13 protein-coding genes are annotated in these 17,257 nt (G+C 59.4%); 7 read left to right on the top strand and 6 right to left on the bottom strand.

Features of this window, described 5'->3' with window-relative positions:
• Positions 1–105 precede the first annotated feature (105 nt).
• Positions 106–801: a 6-phosphogluconolactonase gene (gene pgl / locus NCG89_RS03600; RefSeq protein ID WP_251088408.1), complete on the bottom strand. Its 696-nt coding sequence runs from the start codon at positions 799–801 to the stop codon at positions 106–108.
• Positions 791–2,254, bottom strand: a complete 1,464-nt coding sequence (gene zwf / locus NCG89_RS03595) for a glucose-6-phosphate dehydrogenase (protein ID WP_251088407.1) — start codon at positions 2,252–2,254, stop codon at positions 791–793. The genes pgl and zwf overlap by 11 nt, the downstream gene beginning before the upstream one ends.
• Before the next feature lie 358 nt (positions 2,255–2,612).
• On the opposite strand from zwf, the gene NCG89_RS03590 reads away from it, so the two are divergent.
• Entirely contained in the window at positions 2,613–3,470 is an 858-nt protein-coding gene (locus NCG89_RS03590) for a universal stress protein (protein ID WP_251088406.1), read from the top strand.
• 83 nt (positions 3,471–3,553) lie between these two features.
• Here the strand turns inward: NCG89_RS03590 and NCG89_RS03585 are convergent, their stop codons facing one another.
• Complete coding sequence (locus NCG89_RS03585) at positions 3,554–4,204, bottom strand: glycosyltransferase family 2 protein (RefSeq protein WP_251088405.1); 651 nt, start codon at positions 4,202–4,204, stop codon at positions 3,554–3,556.
• 240 nt (positions 4,205–4,444) lie between these two features.
• Positions 4,445–7,066, bottom strand: a complete 2,622-nt coding sequence (locus NCG89_RS03580) for a TonB-dependent receptor (RefSeq protein ID WP_251088404.1) — start codon at positions 7,064–7,066, stop codon at positions 4,445–4,447.
• A 336-nt stretch (positions 7,067–7,402) separates the two neighbouring features.
• Between NCG89_RS03580 and fabV the strand changes: the two genes are divergently transcribed.
• The 6 genes from fabV to NCG89_RS03550 all read left to right on the top strand — a co-directional run bounded on the left by fabV (position 7,403) and on the right by NCG89_RS03550 (position 14,721).
• Complete coding sequence (gene fabV, locus NCG89_RS03575; RefSeq protein ID WP_251088403.1) at positions 7,403–8,593, top strand: enoyl-ACP reductase FabV; 1,191 nt, start codon at positions 7,403–7,405, stop codon at positions 8,591–8,593.
• Positions 8,594–9,479: 886 nt separating this feature from the next.
• On the top strand, positions 9,480–10,859 hold the full coding sequence (locus NCG89_RS03570) for an MATE family efflux transporter (RefSeq protein WP_251088402.1): 1,380 nt from the start codon (positions 9,480–9,482) through the stop codon (positions 10,857–10,859).
• A 127-nt stretch (positions 10,860–10,986) separates the two neighbouring features.
• Positions 10,987–11,814 carry a helix-turn-helix domain-containing protein gene (locus NCG89_RS03565; protein WP_251088401.1) on the top strand — a complete coding sequence of 276 codons (828 nt, stop codon included), beginning with the start codon at positions 10,987–10,989 and terminating at the stop codon, positions 11,812–11,814.
• A 216-nt stretch (positions 11,815–12,030) separates the two neighbouring features.
• Complete coding sequence (locus NCG89_RS03560; protein ID WP_251088400.1) at positions 12,031–12,870, top strand: MBL fold metallo-hydrolase; 840 nt, start codon at positions 12,031–12,033, stop codon at positions 12,868–12,870.
• Between the two features lie 64 nt (positions 12,871–12,934).
• A complete protein-coding gene (locus tag NCG89_RS03555; protein WP_251088399.1) occupies positions 12,935–13,978 on the top strand; it encodes a zinc-binding metallopeptidase family protein in 1,044 nt (347 codons plus the stop codon).
• Between the two features lie 203 nt (positions 13,979–14,181).
• The gene (locus NCG89_RS03550; protein ID WP_251088398.1) at positions 14,182–14,721 is read left to right on the top strand and encodes a YfaZ family outer membrane protein; all 540 of its coding nucleotides are present in this window, start codon (positions 14,182–14,184) and stop codon (positions 14,719–14,721) included.
• Positions 14,722–14,795: 74 nt separating this feature from the next.
• Here NCG89_RS03550 and NCG89_RS03545 read toward each other — a convergent pair whose 3' ends face one another.
• Both NCG89_RS03545 and NCG89_RS03540 read right to left on the bottom strand, forming a co-directional pair.
• Positions 14,796–15,623 (bottom strand): hypothetical protein, encoded by an 828-nt coding sequence (locus NCG89_RS03545; RefSeq protein WP_251088397.1) that lies wholly within the window; start codon positions 15,621–15,623, stop codon positions 14,796–14,798.
• A gap of 128 nt (positions 15,624–15,751) precedes the next feature.
• On the bottom strand, positions 15,752–17,224 hold the full coding sequence (locus NCG89_RS03540; RefSeq protein ID WP_251088396.1) for a protein adenylyltransferase SelO: 1,473 nt from the start codon (positions 17,222–17,224) through the stop codon (positions 15,752–15,754).
• Between the last annotated feature and the right edge of the window lie 33 nt (positions 17,225–17,257).

The following is a 17,257-nucleotide window of genomic DNA, read 5'->3' as shown; positions in this document are numbered from 1 at the left end:
GGGTGCTCCGTTTTGGTCCGTTTTCAGTGACTGCAATAGATTGTTGCAACAGCCGGGTATCAGCGACTTGCTAGTTGCCAGGTACGTGGCTGCGGCCGCTCGGGTTCAGGGTGACCAGAAAATATCGACTGGGGCCCGGCTCTGGTGAAGTACTTTGGAAATCGGGTAATCGGCGTCCTTGAACAGGGCCCGCTCCAGCAGCTCGCGTTTGGTTTTGCCGGTCAGTTGCACAAAAATGTGCCGGCTATCGAACACCGCCGCAGGGGTGAGCGACAGACGCGGGTAGGGCGCACTGTTGGGATGAACGGCAATGCAGCGCTGGGCGCAGGCATTTTTCAGGCCGGGATATTCTGGCGCGTCGGCAAACCAGGAGGCGGTGTGACCATCGCCGCCCATTCCCAGATGGACCACGTCCAGGGGCCAAGGGAGCTCATCTAGGCGCTCTTCGGTGGTGAACTGGCCATCCACCGGCGACAAGTCCTCGGTTTTGAGGGGAAGGTACTGGCACTGGCTGGCAGGGCCCTGGAGCAGGGTTTGGCGCAGCAAGTGTTCATTGCTGTCGCTGTGATCTGCAGGCAGCCAGCGTTCGTCAACCAGCAGTACATGGATGCGGGACCAGTCCAGCGGTTTTTGGGCAAGCAGGGTAAACATCTCTTTGGGGGTACTGCCACCCGACACCGCCAGGCTGGCCTCACCGCGCTCTGCCAGGGCAGCATCCAGCAATTTGGCGATTTTTGTGGCCAATGCCTGATTCAGCGCGGCGCTGTCGGGCAAGCTGTTCATTAAGGGTTTATTGCTCATGCCAACTCCGATTGGATTTTTCCGGTAGTGCCAGGGCGGCGCTGGGACCCATTGTGCCGGAAACATAGGACTTGGGTTTTACCTGGGCATCCTGCCATGCATCGATAATGCCATCGACCCACTGCCAACAGGCCTCGACCTCGTCGCGCCGCATAAACAGGGTTTGGTCACCTTCGAACACATCGAGCAGCAGTCGCTCGTAGGCTTCGTGGTGCTGGGTTTCATCGTGTAGATCGGCGTCCAGATTCAATTCAACCTGCTCCAGCTTGAGTTGACGGCTGAGGCCGGGCTTTTTGTTGAGCTTGTATAGCGTGATGTTTTCTTCGGGTTGCAGGCGAATGACCAGCTTGTTGGACAAATCATTTGGGTCGCCTTCAAACAAAGAGAAGGGGTGCTTCTTGAACTCCACCACAATTTCCGAGAAGCGTCGGGTCAGGCGCTTGCCAGTGCGCAGATAGAAGGGGGTTCCCTCCCAGCGCCAGTTGTGAACCTCGGCCTCGATGGCGACAAAGGTTTCGGTGTTGTCACTGCTTTCAAATCCGGTTTCTTCCAGAAATCCGGCCACGGGCTTACCGTGAATGGCGCCGGCCTGGTATTGACCGCGAACGGTTTTGGCCTTGGCGTTGTCGGCGCCGATGGGGCGCAGGGCGCGCAGAACCTTTACCTTTTCATCGCGAATGGTATTGGGCTGGAGGTTGGCAGGGGGCTCCATGGCCACCAGACACAACAGCTGCAACAGATGGTTTTGCACCATGTCGCGCAGGGCGCCGGTCTTGGCGTAAAAATCGCCCCGGCCCCCCACGCCAATATCTTCGGCCACGGTAATTTGAATGTTGTCGATGTGCTGGCTGTTCCACAGGGGGCCGAACAGGGCGTTGCCGAAGCGCAACACCAGCAGGTTTTGCACGGTTTCTTTGCCCAGATAGTGGTCAATGCGAAAGATATTTTGCTCGGGAAACACCCGCTGCACTTCGCTGTTGATCGCCGCACAGCTCTTTAAATCGTGACCGAGTGGCTTCTCCAGCACGACAGCGGCGTTGGCATCGACCATCCCGGAGCTGTTCAGGTTCCGGCAGATCGGGGTATACAGTGTCGATGAGGTGGCCAGATAAAAGACATTGCGGTGAGGGACCTCGCGCTTGGTCGCCTCAGCCAGCCGGGCGTAATCTCCCGGGTCTTCCACATCGAGATGGACAAAGTGCAGCTTGGCGGCAAAGTTTTGCCAGTGCTGCTGATCCCAGAAGTGCTTGGGCAGATACTCCTGCATTTTGTCGAACACCAATTGCCGGTATTCGGCATCACTGCTGGCCGAGCGCCCCAGAGCGTAAATGGCGCTGACCTTGTCCAACAGGCCTTCTCGCTGCAGTTTGTAGAGCGCAGGCTGCAGCTTTCTCAGCGAAAGATCGCCGGTGCCGCCGAAAATAACCAATTGGGTGTAATGGGGAATACTCATTGCCGCGTCACAGTTCCTCGTTGCTGGCCCCTGGGGGCCGGTTTTCGGATGTTCCGTCGCCGCTGAAGTGGGCGCTCGGTGTCGCAGTGCAAGCCCGTTAAAAACAGCGTTTTGGGTTGAGCTGTTGTTTGTTATATCACAGCTGTAGATAAACAACAGGGGGCCACCGGGATTGCATGGGCCCTTTTTTGCTGGCGTTTTTTGCAGATTCCGCAGCACAAATGCATTGCTTCAGCGCGGCAAATTGGCGGCTATCGAGCAGTTTGTTGATCTAGATTAAGAGTGTAGCGGCGGCTTTTTGCGACATTTAACGGGACCACAAAATTTTGCCCGCTATTTGCCCAGTAGGAGATTCGCCATGAGCGCTGCCGCCGCCAACACTCCCATGGAGATTAACACCGTTCTCTGTGTGATCGACCCAACCACCCCTGACCAAACTGTATTAGCCCCCGCCCTGCAGGCGGCGGCAGGCAGTCAGGCATCGTTGCATTTGTACGTGTGTGTGGCCGCCACCGCGGCAACCAGCCCGAAGGGTGAGTCGGGTCTGGCAGCTGAGAAGGCGCGTTACCAGGCCTGGCTGGATTCCATGGCGGCACCGATTCGGCGCGATGGAGTGACCGTGACCACGGAAGTGGAAAGTGGCAGTGACTGGCGTGGCGCAATTGCGCCAGCCGCTGAGCGCTGCGGTGCAGGGCTGATCGTGAAAGCCAGCTTTCGCCACAGCGCCCTGCAGCGCCGGTTGCTGCAAACCTCTGACTGGACACTGTTGCGCGCTGCCCGCTGCCCGGTACTGTTGGTGAAAGACGAGAGCAAAACCCCCGTCGCCTCGGTGCTGGCCGCCTTGAATATCAGCGCTGACGACCCAGCGCATCGCCAGCTGACCGACCGAATTGTCGGATCGGCCCGATACATTGCAGAGGTCACTGGTGCGACCCTGCACGGCGCCAATGCCTATAAGGGCTCGTTGGGCTTTGTCCATCCGCCAGAATTGGCCGCCAAACTTGGTATTGAGCGCCAGTGTGCCCATGTGGCTGACACCAGTCCGGAAGCGCTGCTGCAAACCATTGAGAAGGGCCTGCCCAACCCGCTGATTGTGGTGGGCTCAATTGCCCGCAGTGGTGTGTCGGGGCTGGTGGTTGGCAATACCGCTGAGCGGATTCTGGATTCAGTCTCAAGCAATGTGCTGGTAATTATCCAGGACGAGCCGGCGGTATAGCCGGCTATGTCTCGGCAGTGGTGGGCGCATTACGCTTCGGAGACCGCGTTTTAGTGTCAGCATGCCTTTAGTGTCAATAGGCCCTAGGAATAGCGCTTCAGTAGCCAGGGGATCAGGTAGCGAAGCTGCTTCAGATGGAACCAGGCGATGCGCCGGGTCTTGCGCACACCGCGCAACTGCACCGGCACGTCGACAATGCGAGCGCCCTTGGCGGCTGCCTCCAGGGACAGTACGCCGCAGATGCAGGCGCCTTCGATGTTCAGCGATTGGGCCAGCTGCCAGTGCAGGGCGCGCAGGCCCGTGCCTGAATCACCCGCCGGGGCACGGCGCCGGGCCAACCAACTGATTACCCGCTCTGAGGGGCGAGGCACCGTCGGGCGTCTTCCCTGAACCATATCGGCCCGCCCCGCCATAATCGGAGCGACCAGGGCTGGAATATCACTGCCGCAAAATTCGCCGTCGGCGTCGATCGTGACCACGATGCCGTCGTTGACCGCGGCAAATCCGGATTTGATCGCCGCAATGTAGCCGCCATTGGTCTTGTGCTGGATCACCTCCGCGCCGGCGGCCGCGGCCAGGGAGGCAGTAGCGTCCTGACTGGCGTCATCTACCACAATGATGCGCTGCACATGGGGGTGGACATCGGCGATGCTGGCCGCGATGCGCGGCGCTTCGTTGTAGGCCGGGATGACGGCGGTGATGGTGGGCCGCGATTCGGGCGCGAAGTGATACATGGTGGCCGATCCTGTGGTAGTAGATACCTGCGGCATGGGACCACAAAAGGGGGCTGAATGCTCCCATTGATCTTATCGGACGGGTTGCTGAGCGGAGGGGACCGTAGTCGGGGGCATTAGCTTGCGCCTCTCGGCGGGTACCTTTAGGCGAGCCCCTCTGGTCGAGCACCTCTAGCCGAGCGCCTCTAAGCGAGCCTCTCTAGCCGAGCGCCTCTAGGCGAGCCCCTCTAGCCGAGCGCCTCAAAACTCATAGGAGAGATCGACACCGAAGCTGGCGGGCTCGCCCCAGATGACTGAGCGATCGGCCTCGGGCAGATTGTCGATGGCACTGAGTTCGTACTCTTCGTCGAAGACATTTCGGCCCCACAGGGCCACTCCCAGGCGGCCATCGCCCAGAGGGACTTCCGTCAAACTCAGGCGGGCATTGACCAGGTCGTAGGCGCGCAGCTCGGTGTTGGCAATGTTCTGCTGCAGGGTGCCGCCATTGCGTTCATCGGTGTAGTTCCAGCCCAGATTCAGCGAGATCCGGCCCCAGGGGCGCGCCATGACCGTGTAATCGGCCGCCAGGGAAAAGGCGTTTTCCGGGGCAGAGAAAAAGACAAACTGATCGGTGACGTCCTGACCGTTGACGTCAGTTGCTTCAGTGACTTCGGCGTCCAGCCAGGCATAGCTGAGATTCACCACCAGGTCCCGGGTAATCAGGTAGGTAATGTCGGTCTCAAAGCCCCACATTTCTGCTTCGCCAGCGTTGGCGACCTTGGTGTCGGCCACGGTGCCTGCCAGCAGGAAGTTGAGTTGCATGTCGTCGTATTGGGAAAAGAAAACGTCGGCGTTAATGCGCAGGCGGTGGCGCAGCAGTTCGGTTTTGGCGCCAAGTTCAAAGGTGGTGACGAATTCGGGGGCGAAGCCCTCGGCGTAGCCAAAGCCGTAATCATTGCCATCGCTGGCGGCGCCCTGGTTGCCGTCTCGCTGTGGGTCCCGGGTGTTAAAACCACCGGATTTATAGGCCTCGACCATTTTGAAATAGACGGTGCTGTCTTCGCTCACATCCATGGCCACGATGGCGCTGAGGGAGTCGTCGCTGAAGTCCTGGGTGGCCTTGAGGTTGTCAAAGTTGCGGCAGGTGCTGGTGCCGTCGCTGCACAGGGCCATGGAACCGTCCACTGACAGGGCAGCGGTTTCAATAACGGTGATGTCGGTCTGGTTCTTGATTGCGGTGCGGGTGTCTTCGGAGTGCCGCGCGCCCAGGGTCAGATGCAGGCGATCCTGCCAAATGGGCGGGGTCCAGGTGAACTGTCCGAAGGCGGCAACGGCCTCGTTCTCTATGTTGTAGCGCTGGCTGAGCAGGTTGACCGCGCGCAGGGTGGTGTTGGGGCCGAGGAGGTCACCCAGCACACCGCCAAGAATGGGCAGATCGCCAAAAGTGTTCTCAAAATTGGGTGCGCCGAGATTCGCGGGGCCGCTGAGCTGGTGATGGAGGGGGCCGTTGTCTTCCACCGCCTCTTCCCGAAAGTAGTAGAGACCGGCGATGTATTCCAGGCGCTGATCAAAGGCCTGGCCGGTGATCTGAAATTCGTGGGACCACTGCTCCTGTTCGACAATGGGGCGGACCGTCGGGGTGCATTGGCCACTGCCCAAAACAAATTGGGCGGCCTGGCCACAGTACTCGCCGGTGTCGAGGCGGAACACCCGCTTGCTGGCATTGCTTTGGCCGTGGGGGTCCTGTCCTGGGGCAAGGCCCGCACCGCCACCCAGATCGGCATAGGATTGATCAAACAGGCTGCGGTAGGCGCCGAGGTACTTTATTTGAAAACCGTCGAACTCCTGGGTGAGGGTCAGCGAGTGGCCTTCAATCTCCGTGTAGGACGGCAAAAAGGGCATGATCGTTGCCAACTCATCGGCAAAGCCGGTGGCGTATTTGGTGTTGGCGCTGGAGTCGATCAAGTCGGCCTGGCTGCCCTGCACCGGGGTGCGGGGCCGAATATGCTGGTAACTGTTGTTGGTGTAATCCACCTCTGAGCGGTCGTAGGCGTAGTCGACGGTGAGATCGTCCGTGGCCTGCCAGCGCAGGTCCAGGCGGTAGCCGGCAACCTCCCGGTCGCCAAAATCCTCACCGGGTCCGGTATTGTCCACATAGCCATCCTGCTGTTGAAACAGGGCGCCGAATTTAATCGCCAGCTGATCGGTGATCGGCACATTCACGGTGGTTTTGCTGCTGGCCAAATTGCGGCTGCCAGCACTCAAGGTCTGTTTCACGGTGACCGCTTCGGTGCTGGGCCGGGCGGTAATCAGGTTGATGGCGCCGCCGGTGGTGTTGCGGCCGTACAAGGTTCCCTGGGGACCGCGCAGCACTTCCACCCGGCTCAGGTCGGCAACATCCATGGCGGCACCGGTGGAGCGGGCAATGTAGACCCCATCAAGGTAGACCCCAACCGGCGGGTCCTGGGTGATCTGCGCATCGGATATGCCGATTCCCCGAATAAATACCCGCAGGGTGCCATTGTTGATCGGGAAGGGGTCAATGGTGAGCCCGGGCACCAGACCGCGAATATCTTCAAGTCCGGTCACACCTTCGACCTCCAGGCGTTCCTCACCAAAGGCGGCCAGCGAAATGGGGGTTTCCTGCAAAGGTTCGGCCCGGCGCTGGGCCGTCACGGTCACCTCTTCCAGCCTGGGCAGCGCTTCCTGAGCAAGCGCGCCGGGGCTGACCAGTTGTAGCAGTGCCGTGGCGCCGCCGCTGAGCAGTAGTGTGACGTTATTTGGCTTGTGTGTCGTAGTGGGGCTGAAGAGGGGGGTAAGGGGTGTTGCCGGCGTGCTGCTGCTGCGGATCAGTGACCGCAAAAGTGCAGGGAGTCGTCGCATACTAATGCTGCTAAACCTAGTTGTTTTTTTGATCGGGGCGGCATTTTTCGCCGGGTGTGGCGACGTTCTTGGCCCGCCCTCCTGTTTTTCTACAGGGCGTTATTGTGTCCTGTTGCTGCAGGGCTGCCAATGATTAATGCCGCAAAACACGCAATTTCTTCCGCGCGCATTTTTGCCAGTTGCGTGCAGTAGTCTCAGTAAGCCGGAAAAGCCCGGCGGATAGAATAGGGGTAAATACGCTATGTTGACGGCGAGTATTAGTGGCTCCGCCTAGGGCTGGGTATAATGCCGGGCACTAAAAATTCCACTTTGACAAATTGAGAGCAGAGAGACCCTATGATCATCAAGCCCCGAGTACGCGGTTTCATGTGCGTAACCACCCATCCCGTGGGTTGTGAGGCCAATGTCAAACAACAGATCGACTACGTGAAGGCCAAGGGAGCGATTGCCGACGGCCCCAAGCGGGTCTTGGTGATTGGCTCGTCGACGGGCTACGGCCTGGCCTCGCGCATTTCTGCCGCCTTTGGCGCCGGTGCGGCCACCCTGGGTATTTTCTTCGAGAAAGAAGGCTCCGAGAAAAAGCCGGGTACCGCTGGCTGGTACAACTCTGCCGCGTTTCACAAGTTTGCCAAGCAGGAAGGGCTCTACGCGAAAAGCATCAATGGCGACGCCTTCTCTGATGAGATCAAAGAAAAGACCATCGCCCAGATCAAAGCGGATTTGGGTCAGGTAGACCTGGTTGTCTACAGCCTGGCGGCGCCGCGTCGTCAGCACCCCAAAACCGGTGAAGTGCACATGTCCACCCTCAAGCCCATCGGCAAGGATGTGACCCAGCGCGGTATCAATACCGATAAGGAAGTGATTGAGTCGGTCACCCTGACCGCGGCCAATGACGATGAAATCGCCAACACGGTGGCAGTGATGGGCGGCGAAGACTGGCAAATGTGGATAGAAGCCCTGGACGAGGCGGGTGTGCTGGCCGATGGCGCCAAGACGACCGCCTACACCTACCTCGGCGATCGCATTACCTGGGATATTTACTGGCACGGCACCATCGGCGCGGCCAAGAAAGACCTGGACAAGCGCGTGCTGGATATTCGCGAGCGTCTGGCGGCCAAGGGTGGTGATGCCCGGGTATCAGTGCTGAAAGCGGTCGTGACTCAGGCCAGCTCGGCGATTCCCATTATGCCCTTGTACCTGTCATTACTGTTCAAAGTGATGAAGGCCGATGGCAGCCATGAGGGCTGTATCGAGCAGGTGGATGGCCTGTTCCGCAACAGCCTGTATGGCAGCTCCCCGATCCGCGATCAGGAAGGCCGCCTGCGCGCCGACAGCCTGGAGATGCGGCCGGAAATTCAGGCCGCGGTGAGCGAAGCCTGGGAGAAAGTCGAGTCAGACAACATCCACGAGCTGACGGACTTCGCCGGCTATAAGCGCGAGTTCCTGCGCTTGTTCGGATTCGAAGTTGAAGGCGTGGATTACGACGCCGATGTTGATCCAGTGGTACCGATTGACGAGCTGGTGTAGTCAGTAGCGCAATAGTGGAGGGAGCCTGATTGGCTCCCTTTTTTGTGTCTGGGGCGCTAGACGGGAGACGCAAAAGCTTGACACTGCCAGCCATGCAGCAACACTAATCTGCGTTCTGCGTTCTGCGTTCTGCGTTCTGCGTTCTGCGTTCTGCGTTCTGCGTTCTGCGTTCTGCGTTCTGCGTTCTGCGTTCTGCGTTCTGCGTTCTGCGTTCTGCGTTCTGCGTTCTGCGTTCTGCGTTCTGCGTTCTGCGTTCTGCGTTCTGCGTTCTGCGTTCTGCGTTCTGCGTTCTGCGTTCTGCGTTCTGCGTTCTGCGTTCTGCGTTCTGCGTTCTGCGTTCTGCGTTCTGCGTTCTGCGTTCTGCGTTCTGCGTTCTGCGTCTTTCCAACCGCACTTCTTGCGAGCACTTTAAATCGTGGGCGGAAACAGAATCGGTCGGGGGCGAGACGGGATTTACGAAAGCCTGAAATATTGTCTTACCCGCGAACGCGGGTACCCAGTATGTTGCTAACGTCGCTGGGTTTATGGATGCCGGCTCGGGGGCCGGCATGACAAGGGTGGAAGTATTCCGGACAGCAGTGCGCGTTCGCGAGCAAGACGACATAAAATATTTCCTTACATTGTTGGGCTCGGAAGCCGGGGCGACGGCAAAAAGCGATGTTCCCAATCAACGGGAGGTGGACGCTAACCACTTAAATCGCGCAGGTTTCCACGCGGTGCTTTTGCGTCTGACGTCGGACGTTCGACCAAAAAACAGCCTCGACAGACCACCAAGCCTCGTCGCATCTGCTTTCTGCGTCTCCCATCCAGCGTTCCCCCCCCCCCCAGCGTTGCGGTAGCCCGCTGGCTGGGCTAGAGTGTCGCCGCTTTTTCAGTCGAGATCGGCATGTCACCCCAAACCCGCCAAGAGCTCAATATCCAGCTGCGTATCGCGCTGCCGATCTTCGGCGGCCAACTGGCCCAGTCTGGCAACGGTTTCGTTGACACCGTAATGGCCGGCCGGGTATCTGCGCTGGATCTGGCTGCGGTAGCGGTCGGTGCCAGTATCTGGGTGCCGGTGTTCCTGTTTATGACCGGCGTGCTGATGAGCGCCACCTCGGTGTTGTCTCGCCACCTGGGCGCGGGCCGGGACGAGCGGGTGAATCCGCTGGTGCATCAAACCGTGATTCTGGCCACATTTGTGGGGGTGGCGGCTTTTCTGATCCTGCGCAATACCGGGCTGCTGTTGTCCTGGATGGATGTGGAGCCCTCCCTGCAGCCCATGGTCAAGGCCTATCTCGATGGCCTGAGTTGGGGGATGCCTGCCATCGCGCTGGTGTTGGCACTGCGAAGCTACACCGAGGCAATGGCCCACACCCGACCGGTGTTATGGATCAGCGTGATCGGCTTGCTGGTGAACATTCCCGTCAATTACGTCCTCATTTACGGCAAGCTCGGTTTTCCCGCCCTGGGTGGTGTGGGCTGCGGCTGGGCAACCTCGGTGGTGATGTGGCTGATGGCCCTGCTGATGGTGATCTACATCGCCACTCACAAAGCCTATAAGGAAGTGCCCCTCAAGCCGACACCGGTGCATTGGGAACCCGATCAGCTGTGGTACTTATTCAAGCTGGGGCTGCCGGTGGGACTGGCGATTTTCTTCGAGGTCAGCATTTTCGCGGTGATCGCCCTGCTGATCAGTCAGGAGGGGGCAGAGGTGGTGGCTGGCCACCAGCTCAGTCTCAATTTCACCTCACTGGTGTTTATGCTGCCGCTGAGTTTTGCCCTGGCGGCCACCGCCCGGGTGGGTCGTGCCCGTGGCACCGAGCGACCGGGAGAGGTGAGCCTTGCGGTAGAGGTGGCGCTAAAAATTACCCTGGTAATTGGTGTGGTATCGGGTTTGCTATTGGTCCTGTTTCGCCATCAGATACCGCATATTTACACCGACAATGTCGAGGTCATTGAGCTCGCTTCCTATCTGCTTTTATTTGCTGCCCTGTACCAGATTTCCGATGCCCTTCAGGTCACCGCCAATGGTTGCTTGCGTGGTTTTGAGGATACCGCGGTGCCGATGGTGCTTACCCTGATTGCCTACTGGGGGGTGGGATTACCCACAGGCTATGCCTTGGCGATGACGGACTGGGTGGTGGCACCGATGGGGCCCAGCGGCTTCTGGCTGGGTTTGCTGGCCGGATTGAGCAGCGCCGCAATGTTGCTGGGGGCGCGTTTGTATTGGCGGATGCAACAGGGCCATTCCACCGCCTGCAGCAAGGCCCAGGACAATTGTTAGCCCAAAGCTGGAAAATGCCCCGTATACTACAGTTGTGTTAAGGCCCACCGGCAAATCGTTAGTGCTCAAACTGAGTCACTGCGGCTGGCGGGGTCGCGAAAAATAACGGACAGTTCAGGTAGGTGATATGGGAGCAAGGCCAAAGCAAGGTGTGCTGGGCGCATTGATTCGGCAGTGGCGTCGTCAGCGCCGGGTTTCACAGGTCGCACTGGCCGAAGAGGCAGGGATTTCTGCCCGTCACCTGAGCTTTATTGAATGCAATAAAAGCTCCGCTTCCCGGGAGGTATTGGAACGCCTCATCAGCAGCCTGCAATTGGCGCCGGTGCAGGCGGAACTGCTGATTAGCCTGGCCGGTTATTCGCCGCCGCTGCAGAGCAAACTCAACGGCGAACGGGACGAGGTTGGCGATGCCTGGCAGCTCAGCTACTCCCTGGCCTTTTACGAACCCATGCCCGCCATGATTATGGACGGCTCTACCAACGTGATTCTGGCCAACAAGGTGGTTGCCAGCCTCTGCGAGCGCTTCAATGTTGTGCCGGTACAGTTTCAGGGGAAGGACAATGTTCTGCTCACCCTGGCTTCGCCCAGTGGTCTGCGCCAGCACATTCTGAATTGGCAGGAAATTGTCCAGTTTCTGCTGTGGATTCTGCGCCACCAGAAGGACGGCAGTATTCACCCCCACCTTGAACGCTTGGAGTGGGAGTTGGCGCAAATGCCGGGTTTGCGTGAAGTGCTGCGGGGGGATCTGAGCCCTCGCAGTCTGGCGGGCTGTTTGTGGGTGGAAGTGGCTGCCGAGGATGGCGCCCAGCCTGCGGTGTTTGCCCATACATCGACTAGCTTCAGCGGTCGGGAGTTTAAGGGACGCTCTCAGCGCTACCGGGTTGAATCATTTCTACCGGTGAATCCGGCAGCCAAAAAATTGACCGATGCGATGAAGGGGTGTCCCGCGTCCTGATCCGGTTTATTTTCCTGTTTTAGTGCGGTATCGCTCCCCTTACTCTGTGGCGGTTACCGCAATTTGCGCTCCCCGGCCAAGTTACCTGACCAGCGACAGGGATTTTTCTGGAAAATCTGTGCCCTAAAGAGCGCGGCCCAGTACCATCTGGCATCAATGCAGGTAATTTTTTGCTTACCGAGTGCCACTTAACCTTCAACAAGAGCGACCACAACCATGACCGAGCTGATCGCTGGCGAACTTGCGCCGCTGCGCCCCGGGGTGCACCGAATTTTGGCGCCCAACCCCAGTGTATTGACCGGGGAAGGGACCAACACCTACCTGATTGGCCAGCGCAACATCACCTTGCTTGATCCCGGACCGGATATGCCCGAGCACCTCGATGCCATCGACGCCGGCATTGCCAAACTGGGCGGGCAGCTTGAGCGCATTGTGGTGACCCATACCCACACCGACCACTCCCCGGGGGCGGCGGCCCTGGCAAAGCGCCACGGGGTGCCGGTGGTGGGCTGTGATATTGATGATGACGGCTATCAGGATGCGAGTTTTAAGGCCGATGTTTCCCTGAGTCACGGCATGCAAATTGATGTCGACGGCGAGGTGCTGGAGGCGATCCACACGCCGGGGCATGTCGGCAATCATTACTGTCTGTTGCACCATCCCAGCGGGGTATTGTTTACCGGCGATCACATTATGCAGGGCTCGACGGTGGTGATTATTCCGCCATCGGGGGATATGGCCGATTACTGCCACTCCCTGCGATTGCTCCTCGACTACCCGCTGGCCGCGCTGGCACCGGGTCACGGCCACTTGATCGACCGCCCAAGGGACGAGATTGAGACGCTGCTCGCCCATCGTCAGGGGCGAGAAGACAAAGTGGTGGCTGCCATGATTTCGGTGGGCGAGGCCGATCTGGATACGCTCTTGCCGGTAGCCTATGAGGACGTGCCCGCCAGTATTTGGCCAGTGGCGCGCTTGTCGCTGCTGGCCCATGTGCTGAAACTGCAGCGGGAAGGGCGCGCTGTCTGTGCAGCTGATCGCTGGCGCTTGAAGTGAATAGGTCTGAACCGATGGTGGTGAGTGTGGCGACTGACCTTAGCACCGTGCAGGGGCGCTTCTGATGCGTATTTTTCTTTGCCAAAACTGCGGCCAAACCCTGTTGTTTGAAAATACCCGCTGCCAACGCTGCGGTGCGGCGTTGGGCTATCTGCCCCATGTGGGCGAACTGACGGCCCTCGACAGCGAGCCCGAGGGTTACCGGGCACTGGCGGCACTGGACGAGGGGCATTGGCGTTATTGCGCTAACTTTCAAAACGGGGTTTGTAACTGGCTGCTTCCCGCAAGTGAGGAGGCGACGCTGTGTGAGTGCTGTGAGCTCAATCGCCATATACCTGACCTGAGTGTGCCCGATCAGGCCGATGCCTGGCGGCGCCTCGAATTTGCCAAACATCGCTTGGTGTATAGCCTGAAGCGCCTGCAGTTGCCCTGGGAGTCTGATCTGCGTTTCGATTTTATTTCCAGCGATGCGCCCCTGCCCCCCGGCGCGGTGGCCAGCACCGGCCATGCCGCCGGGCAAGTGACCATTACCACCGAGGAGGCCGACCCCGCCGAGCGCGAGCTGCAGCGGCAGAATATGGAGGAGAGTTACCGGACCCTGATCGGTCACTTTCGTCATGAGGTGGGGCATTACTACTGGGAGAAACTGGTTCAGCCCGAGCCCGCCTGCCTGGCGAGCTTCCGGCAGGTGTTTGGCGACGATCGCCAGGATTACGCCCAGGCACTGCAGCGCCACTATGAGCAGGGGCCGCCGCCGGACTGGCAGCAGCACTTTGTCAGCGCCTATGCCAGCAGCCATCCGTTGGAGGATTGGGCGGAATGTTGGGCCCACTATTTCCATCTGATCGATACCCTGGAAACCGCCCAGGCCTTCGGTCTGTCAATGCAGCCTGAGAGCGCGCCGGAAATGGCCATGCGCGCGGATATTGATCCCTACTGCCACACCAGCCTGGAGGACATTCTTGCCCGGGCGTTGCCGCTGACCTTTGCCGTCAACAGTCTCAACCGCAGCATGGGGCAGCCCGACCTCTACCCCTTTGTGTTATCGCCCAAGGTGACAGAGAAATTGGGCTTTATTCATCAGCTGCTGTTGGCCTTGCGCAATTAGGGTGGCGCAGCGAGGCTGGTTCTCCAGGATGGCGATACAATGAAGCACGACCAGACTGCCCTACGGGGCTGCTCTGCAAAGCTTCTCTACAAGGCTTCTCTACAAGACAACGCAGGGATGGCAGTGTAAGGTAGCCAGCAAATTTTGAGCCTGCCGGTCGATGACGGCAGGGCAATCGTTGATCCACAAGGAGAATTTCGACAATGAATTTTCGTATGTTGGCTGCAGTGGCGCTGTTGGGTGTAAGTGGCACCGCGAGCGCGGGCGGAGTGGCATTTCAGTTTGGTGAGGACACCTTCGGCGTGTCGGTGGCGGGCGATCTGAATTCGGACACCAGTGCCCAGTTTGACTGGCTGCACCACGAGGATGGCGCAGATATGGCCGCTCTGGGGCTGTTTGCCAACGGCCAGCGCGGCACCCTAAGTGGTCGTGTTGGGGTAAAGGCCATCGGTCTGGATGGCGGAGATACCGATCTTGATGGCGGTGCGGTGGCCTTCGGTGGCGACCTGAGCTTCCCCCTCAACGAGATTGTTAATCTGCGGGCAGGCCTGTACTATGGTCCCGATGCCACCGCTTTTGGCGATGTGGACGGCTACCAGGAGTGGTCGATGAGTGCCGAGTTTGCAATTTTCCAGAATTCGGCCCTGCAAATTGGTTATGCCGAATATGAATTCGATGCCGACGAAGGCGGTAAATTCGAATTTGAGGATGGTCTTTTTGTCCGCCTGCAGCTGCGTCTGTAATCGCGGTTGGGGTGTCCGGCCCGGGCACCCCCTTCTTTGCTCAAACCCTGTCTTTGCTCAAACCCCGTTTCTGCTCAAAAGGTATAGCTGATCCCGGCGAGAGGACCCTTGCCTCGGAGCTTCAGTTCAACCTCGTTGCGCCCCCCCGGCTCGGCATCAAAATCCGACTCCCGATACCCGGCGGCCACGGTCCAGCGATCACTCAGGCGGTAGTGCAGCACGGCGATGCCGTTCCAGTATTGGTTGTAGCCGATGCCCAAACCCGCGGCATCCACCTTGGTGATAATCTGCCAGTTGTCCGACAGGGAAATTTCGGTGACCAAGCCCACGGCCGGGTCCAGCCAGCGCTCAGTGGCGGTAATCTGATCGGGGATGCCCATTGCCAACAGTAACAGGGCCTCTACACCCCCTTCGTTGAGCTGCACGGTGATATCGAGAATGGTGCGACGAAGGCCGATATAAGGGCTCAGTTGGATCTTGCAGTTCGGTGCCGGGCCAAGGCAGTAGTGCCGCCCGTAACCCAGCTCAACCATGCCGACCCGGGCATTGAGCAGCTTGTTCTGCACAGCCTCGACCCGATCCTCATATTCAAAGCCCAGCCCTTCGAGATAGAAAAAATCCTCGCCATGATGCCACTGCAGGTAACCCATGGCGCCGGCGTTGAGCCCGCCGATGAGCTGCTCGGCGCTGTAGTCGAAGGCGGCCTGGGTGCCGGCCAGTTCGGCTTCTCCCTTGATACCCGGCAGCCACAGGTAAGGTGCAATGACGAACTGATTGCCCTTGTCGACATTGCACAATTTGCTGTCACAGCCGGGCTCGGCGGCGCCGGCATTAAGTGGTACGACGATCAGTGGCACGGCAATTAGCGCCAACAGGACAATGAAATTGGACCGCATATCCATGAATACCCCATTTCTTATTATTGACTCGCGCGGGTCGGCGCGGGCGATGATCAGATAATAGTCGACTGGGGCCGGCGATGGGGTTAAAGGTTTGTCATTTGTCCCTGTGTGCCGTGCTGCGGTGCGGCTTAGGTCCCGCAGAACGTTCTCTGCACGGCCTCGTCGGGGCTGGCGGGGGCGGCGTAGGCCAGCCACTCGGTGCGCGCGTCAAAGGGTTGGGTGACCACGGCGAGCAATTGTTGGAAGGGGGCCAGGTTGTTCTCCCAGGTAGCGGCGTGAATGGCCTGCTCCACCCGGTGATTACGGGGAATAAACAGGGGATTGGCCTGCAGCATGGCGCGGCGCACTGATTCGTCCGTGTCGGGCTGGCCATCCCTGCGGCCCTGCCAGCGGCTCAGCCAAGGTGTAAACGCTTCGGGAAATGCAAACAAATCGCTGAGGGGCGCTTCATACTCCGGGTGGGCCAACTGGAACAGTCGCCGGAAGGCCAGAGTAAAGTCACATTGGTGCTCGGCCAGCAGGTCGAGAAAATCCTGGTAGAGCTGTTCGTCCCCCGCTTGCCATTGGCTGATGCCCAGCTTGGCGGCCATGCGCTGATGGTAGGCGGCAAAGAATTTATCCGGGTATTCGTTCAGCGCTTGCTGGGCCATCTCCACCGCCATATTGGGGTCTTCGTCGAGCAGTGGCAGCAATGCCTGGGCCAGCTGGGCGAGATTCCACTGACCGATGGCTGGTTGATTGCCAAAGGCGTAGCGGCCGTGGCTGTCGATGGAGCTGAACACCTTGCCGGGGTGATAGGCCTCCATAAAGGCGCAGGGGCCATAGTCGATGGTCTCACCGCTGAGGAGCATGTTGTCGGTATTCATCACCCCGTGGATAAAGCCGAGGCTTTGCCACTGGGCAATCAGTTCTGCCTGGGCGGCAACTACCGACTCAAACAGCGCCAGCGCCGGAATGGCTGCCTGGGTGGCGGCCGGGTAGTGGCGATTGATGGTGTAGTCGACCAGTTGGCTCAGGGCCTCATGGTCTTGCCGGGCAGCAAAAAACTGGAAGGTGCCAATGCGCAGGTGACTCTTGGCCACCCGGGTCAAAATGGCACCGGGCAGGGCCTGTTCCCGGTAGACTGGCTCACCGGTGCTCACCGCTGCCAGGGCCCGGGTGGTGGGCACACCCAGGGCATACATGGCCTCGCTCAGCAGGTATTCCCGCAGTACTGGCCCCAGGGGCGATTTGCCGTCGCCGCCACGGGAGTAGGGGGTGCGTCCGGCGCCTTTGAGCTGCACATCGACTCGCTGGCCATCGGGGCGGATAACCTCGCCCAACAGCACTGCGCGGCCGTCACCCAGCTGGGGGTTATAAGAGCCGAATTGATGACCGGCATAAACGGTGGCGATGGGCTCGGCGCCGGCGGGCAGTTGGTTGCCGGCCGCCATGGCCAGCCCCGCATCGCTGGCCAACCACTGTGGGTCGATCCCCACGTCTTTTGCCAGCTCAGTGTTACAGGCAATCCAGGCCGGGGCCGGGACTTGGGCGGGCGATAGGGGCGAATAAAAACGATCCGACAGTTTGGCGTAGCTGTTGTCGAAGGCGATTGGGGTCATGTGGGCCACCTGATGAATATGTTGCGCCATTGT

The sequence above is a fragment of the Spongiibacter taiwanensis genome, assembly GCF_023702635.1.
GTDB lineage: Bacteria > Pseudomonadota > Gammaproteobacteria > Pseudomonadales > Spongiibacteraceae > Spongiibacter > Spongiibacter taiwanensis.
This window is presented reverse-complemented; position numbering and strand designations above follow the sequence as displayed.

What these genes read in the sequence shown, in the direction of transcription:
- pgl (WP_251088408.1), bottom strand. Translation starts at nt 801, where the DNA reads ATGAGCAATAAACCCTTAATGAACAGCTTGCCCGACAGCGCCGCGCTG.
- zwf (WP_251088407.1), bottom strand. Translation starts at nt 2,254, where the DNA reads ATGAGTATTCCCCATTACACCCAATTGGTTATTTTCGGCGGCACCGGC.
- NCG89_RS03590 (WP_251088406.1), top strand. Translation starts at nt 2,613, where the DNA reads ATGAGCGCTGCCGCCGCCAACACTCCCATGGAGATTAACACCGTTCTC.
- NCG89_RS03585 (WP_251088405.1), bottom strand. Translation starts at nt 4,204, where the DNA reads ATGTATCACTTCGCGCCCGAATCGCGGCCCACCATCACCGCCGTCATC.
- NCG89_RS03580 (WP_251088404.1), bottom strand. Translation starts at nt 7,066, where the DNA reads ATGCGACGACTCCCTGCACTTTTGCGGTCACTGATCCGCAGCAGCAGC.
- fabV (WP_251088403.1), top strand. Translation starts at nt 7,403, where the DNA reads ATGATCATCAAGCCCCGAGTACGCGGTTTCATGTGCGTAACCACCCAT.
- NCG89_RS03570 (WP_251088402.1), top strand. Translation starts at nt 9,480, where the DNA reads ATGTCACCCCAAACCCGCCAAGAGCTCAATATCCAGCTGCGTATCGCG.
- NCG89_RS03565 (WP_251088401.1), top strand. Translation starts at nt 10,987, where the DNA reads ATGGGAGCAAGGCCAAAGCAAGGTGTGCTGGGCGCATTGATTCGGCAG.
- NCG89_RS03560 (WP_251088400.1), top strand. Translation starts at nt 12,031, where the DNA reads ATGACCGAGCTGATCGCTGGCGAACTTGCGCCGCTGCGCCCCGGGGTG.
- NCG89_RS03555 (WP_251088399.1), top strand. Translation starts at nt 12,935, where the DNA reads ATGCGTATTTTTCTTTGCCAAAACTGCGGCCAAACCCTGTTGTTTGAA.
- NCG89_RS03550 (WP_251088398.1), top strand. Translation starts at nt 14,182, where the DNA reads ATGAATTTTCGTATGTTGGCTGCAGTGGCGCTGTTGGGTGTAAGTGGC.
- NCG89_RS03545 (WP_251088397.1), bottom strand. Translation starts at nt 15,623, where the DNA reads ATGGATATGCGGTCCAATTTCATTGTCCTGTTGGCGCTAATTGCCGTG.
- NCG89_RS03540 (WP_251088396.1), bottom strand. Translation starts at nt 17,224, where the DNA reads ATGACCCCAATCGCCTTCGACAACAGCTACGCCAAACTGTCGGATCGT.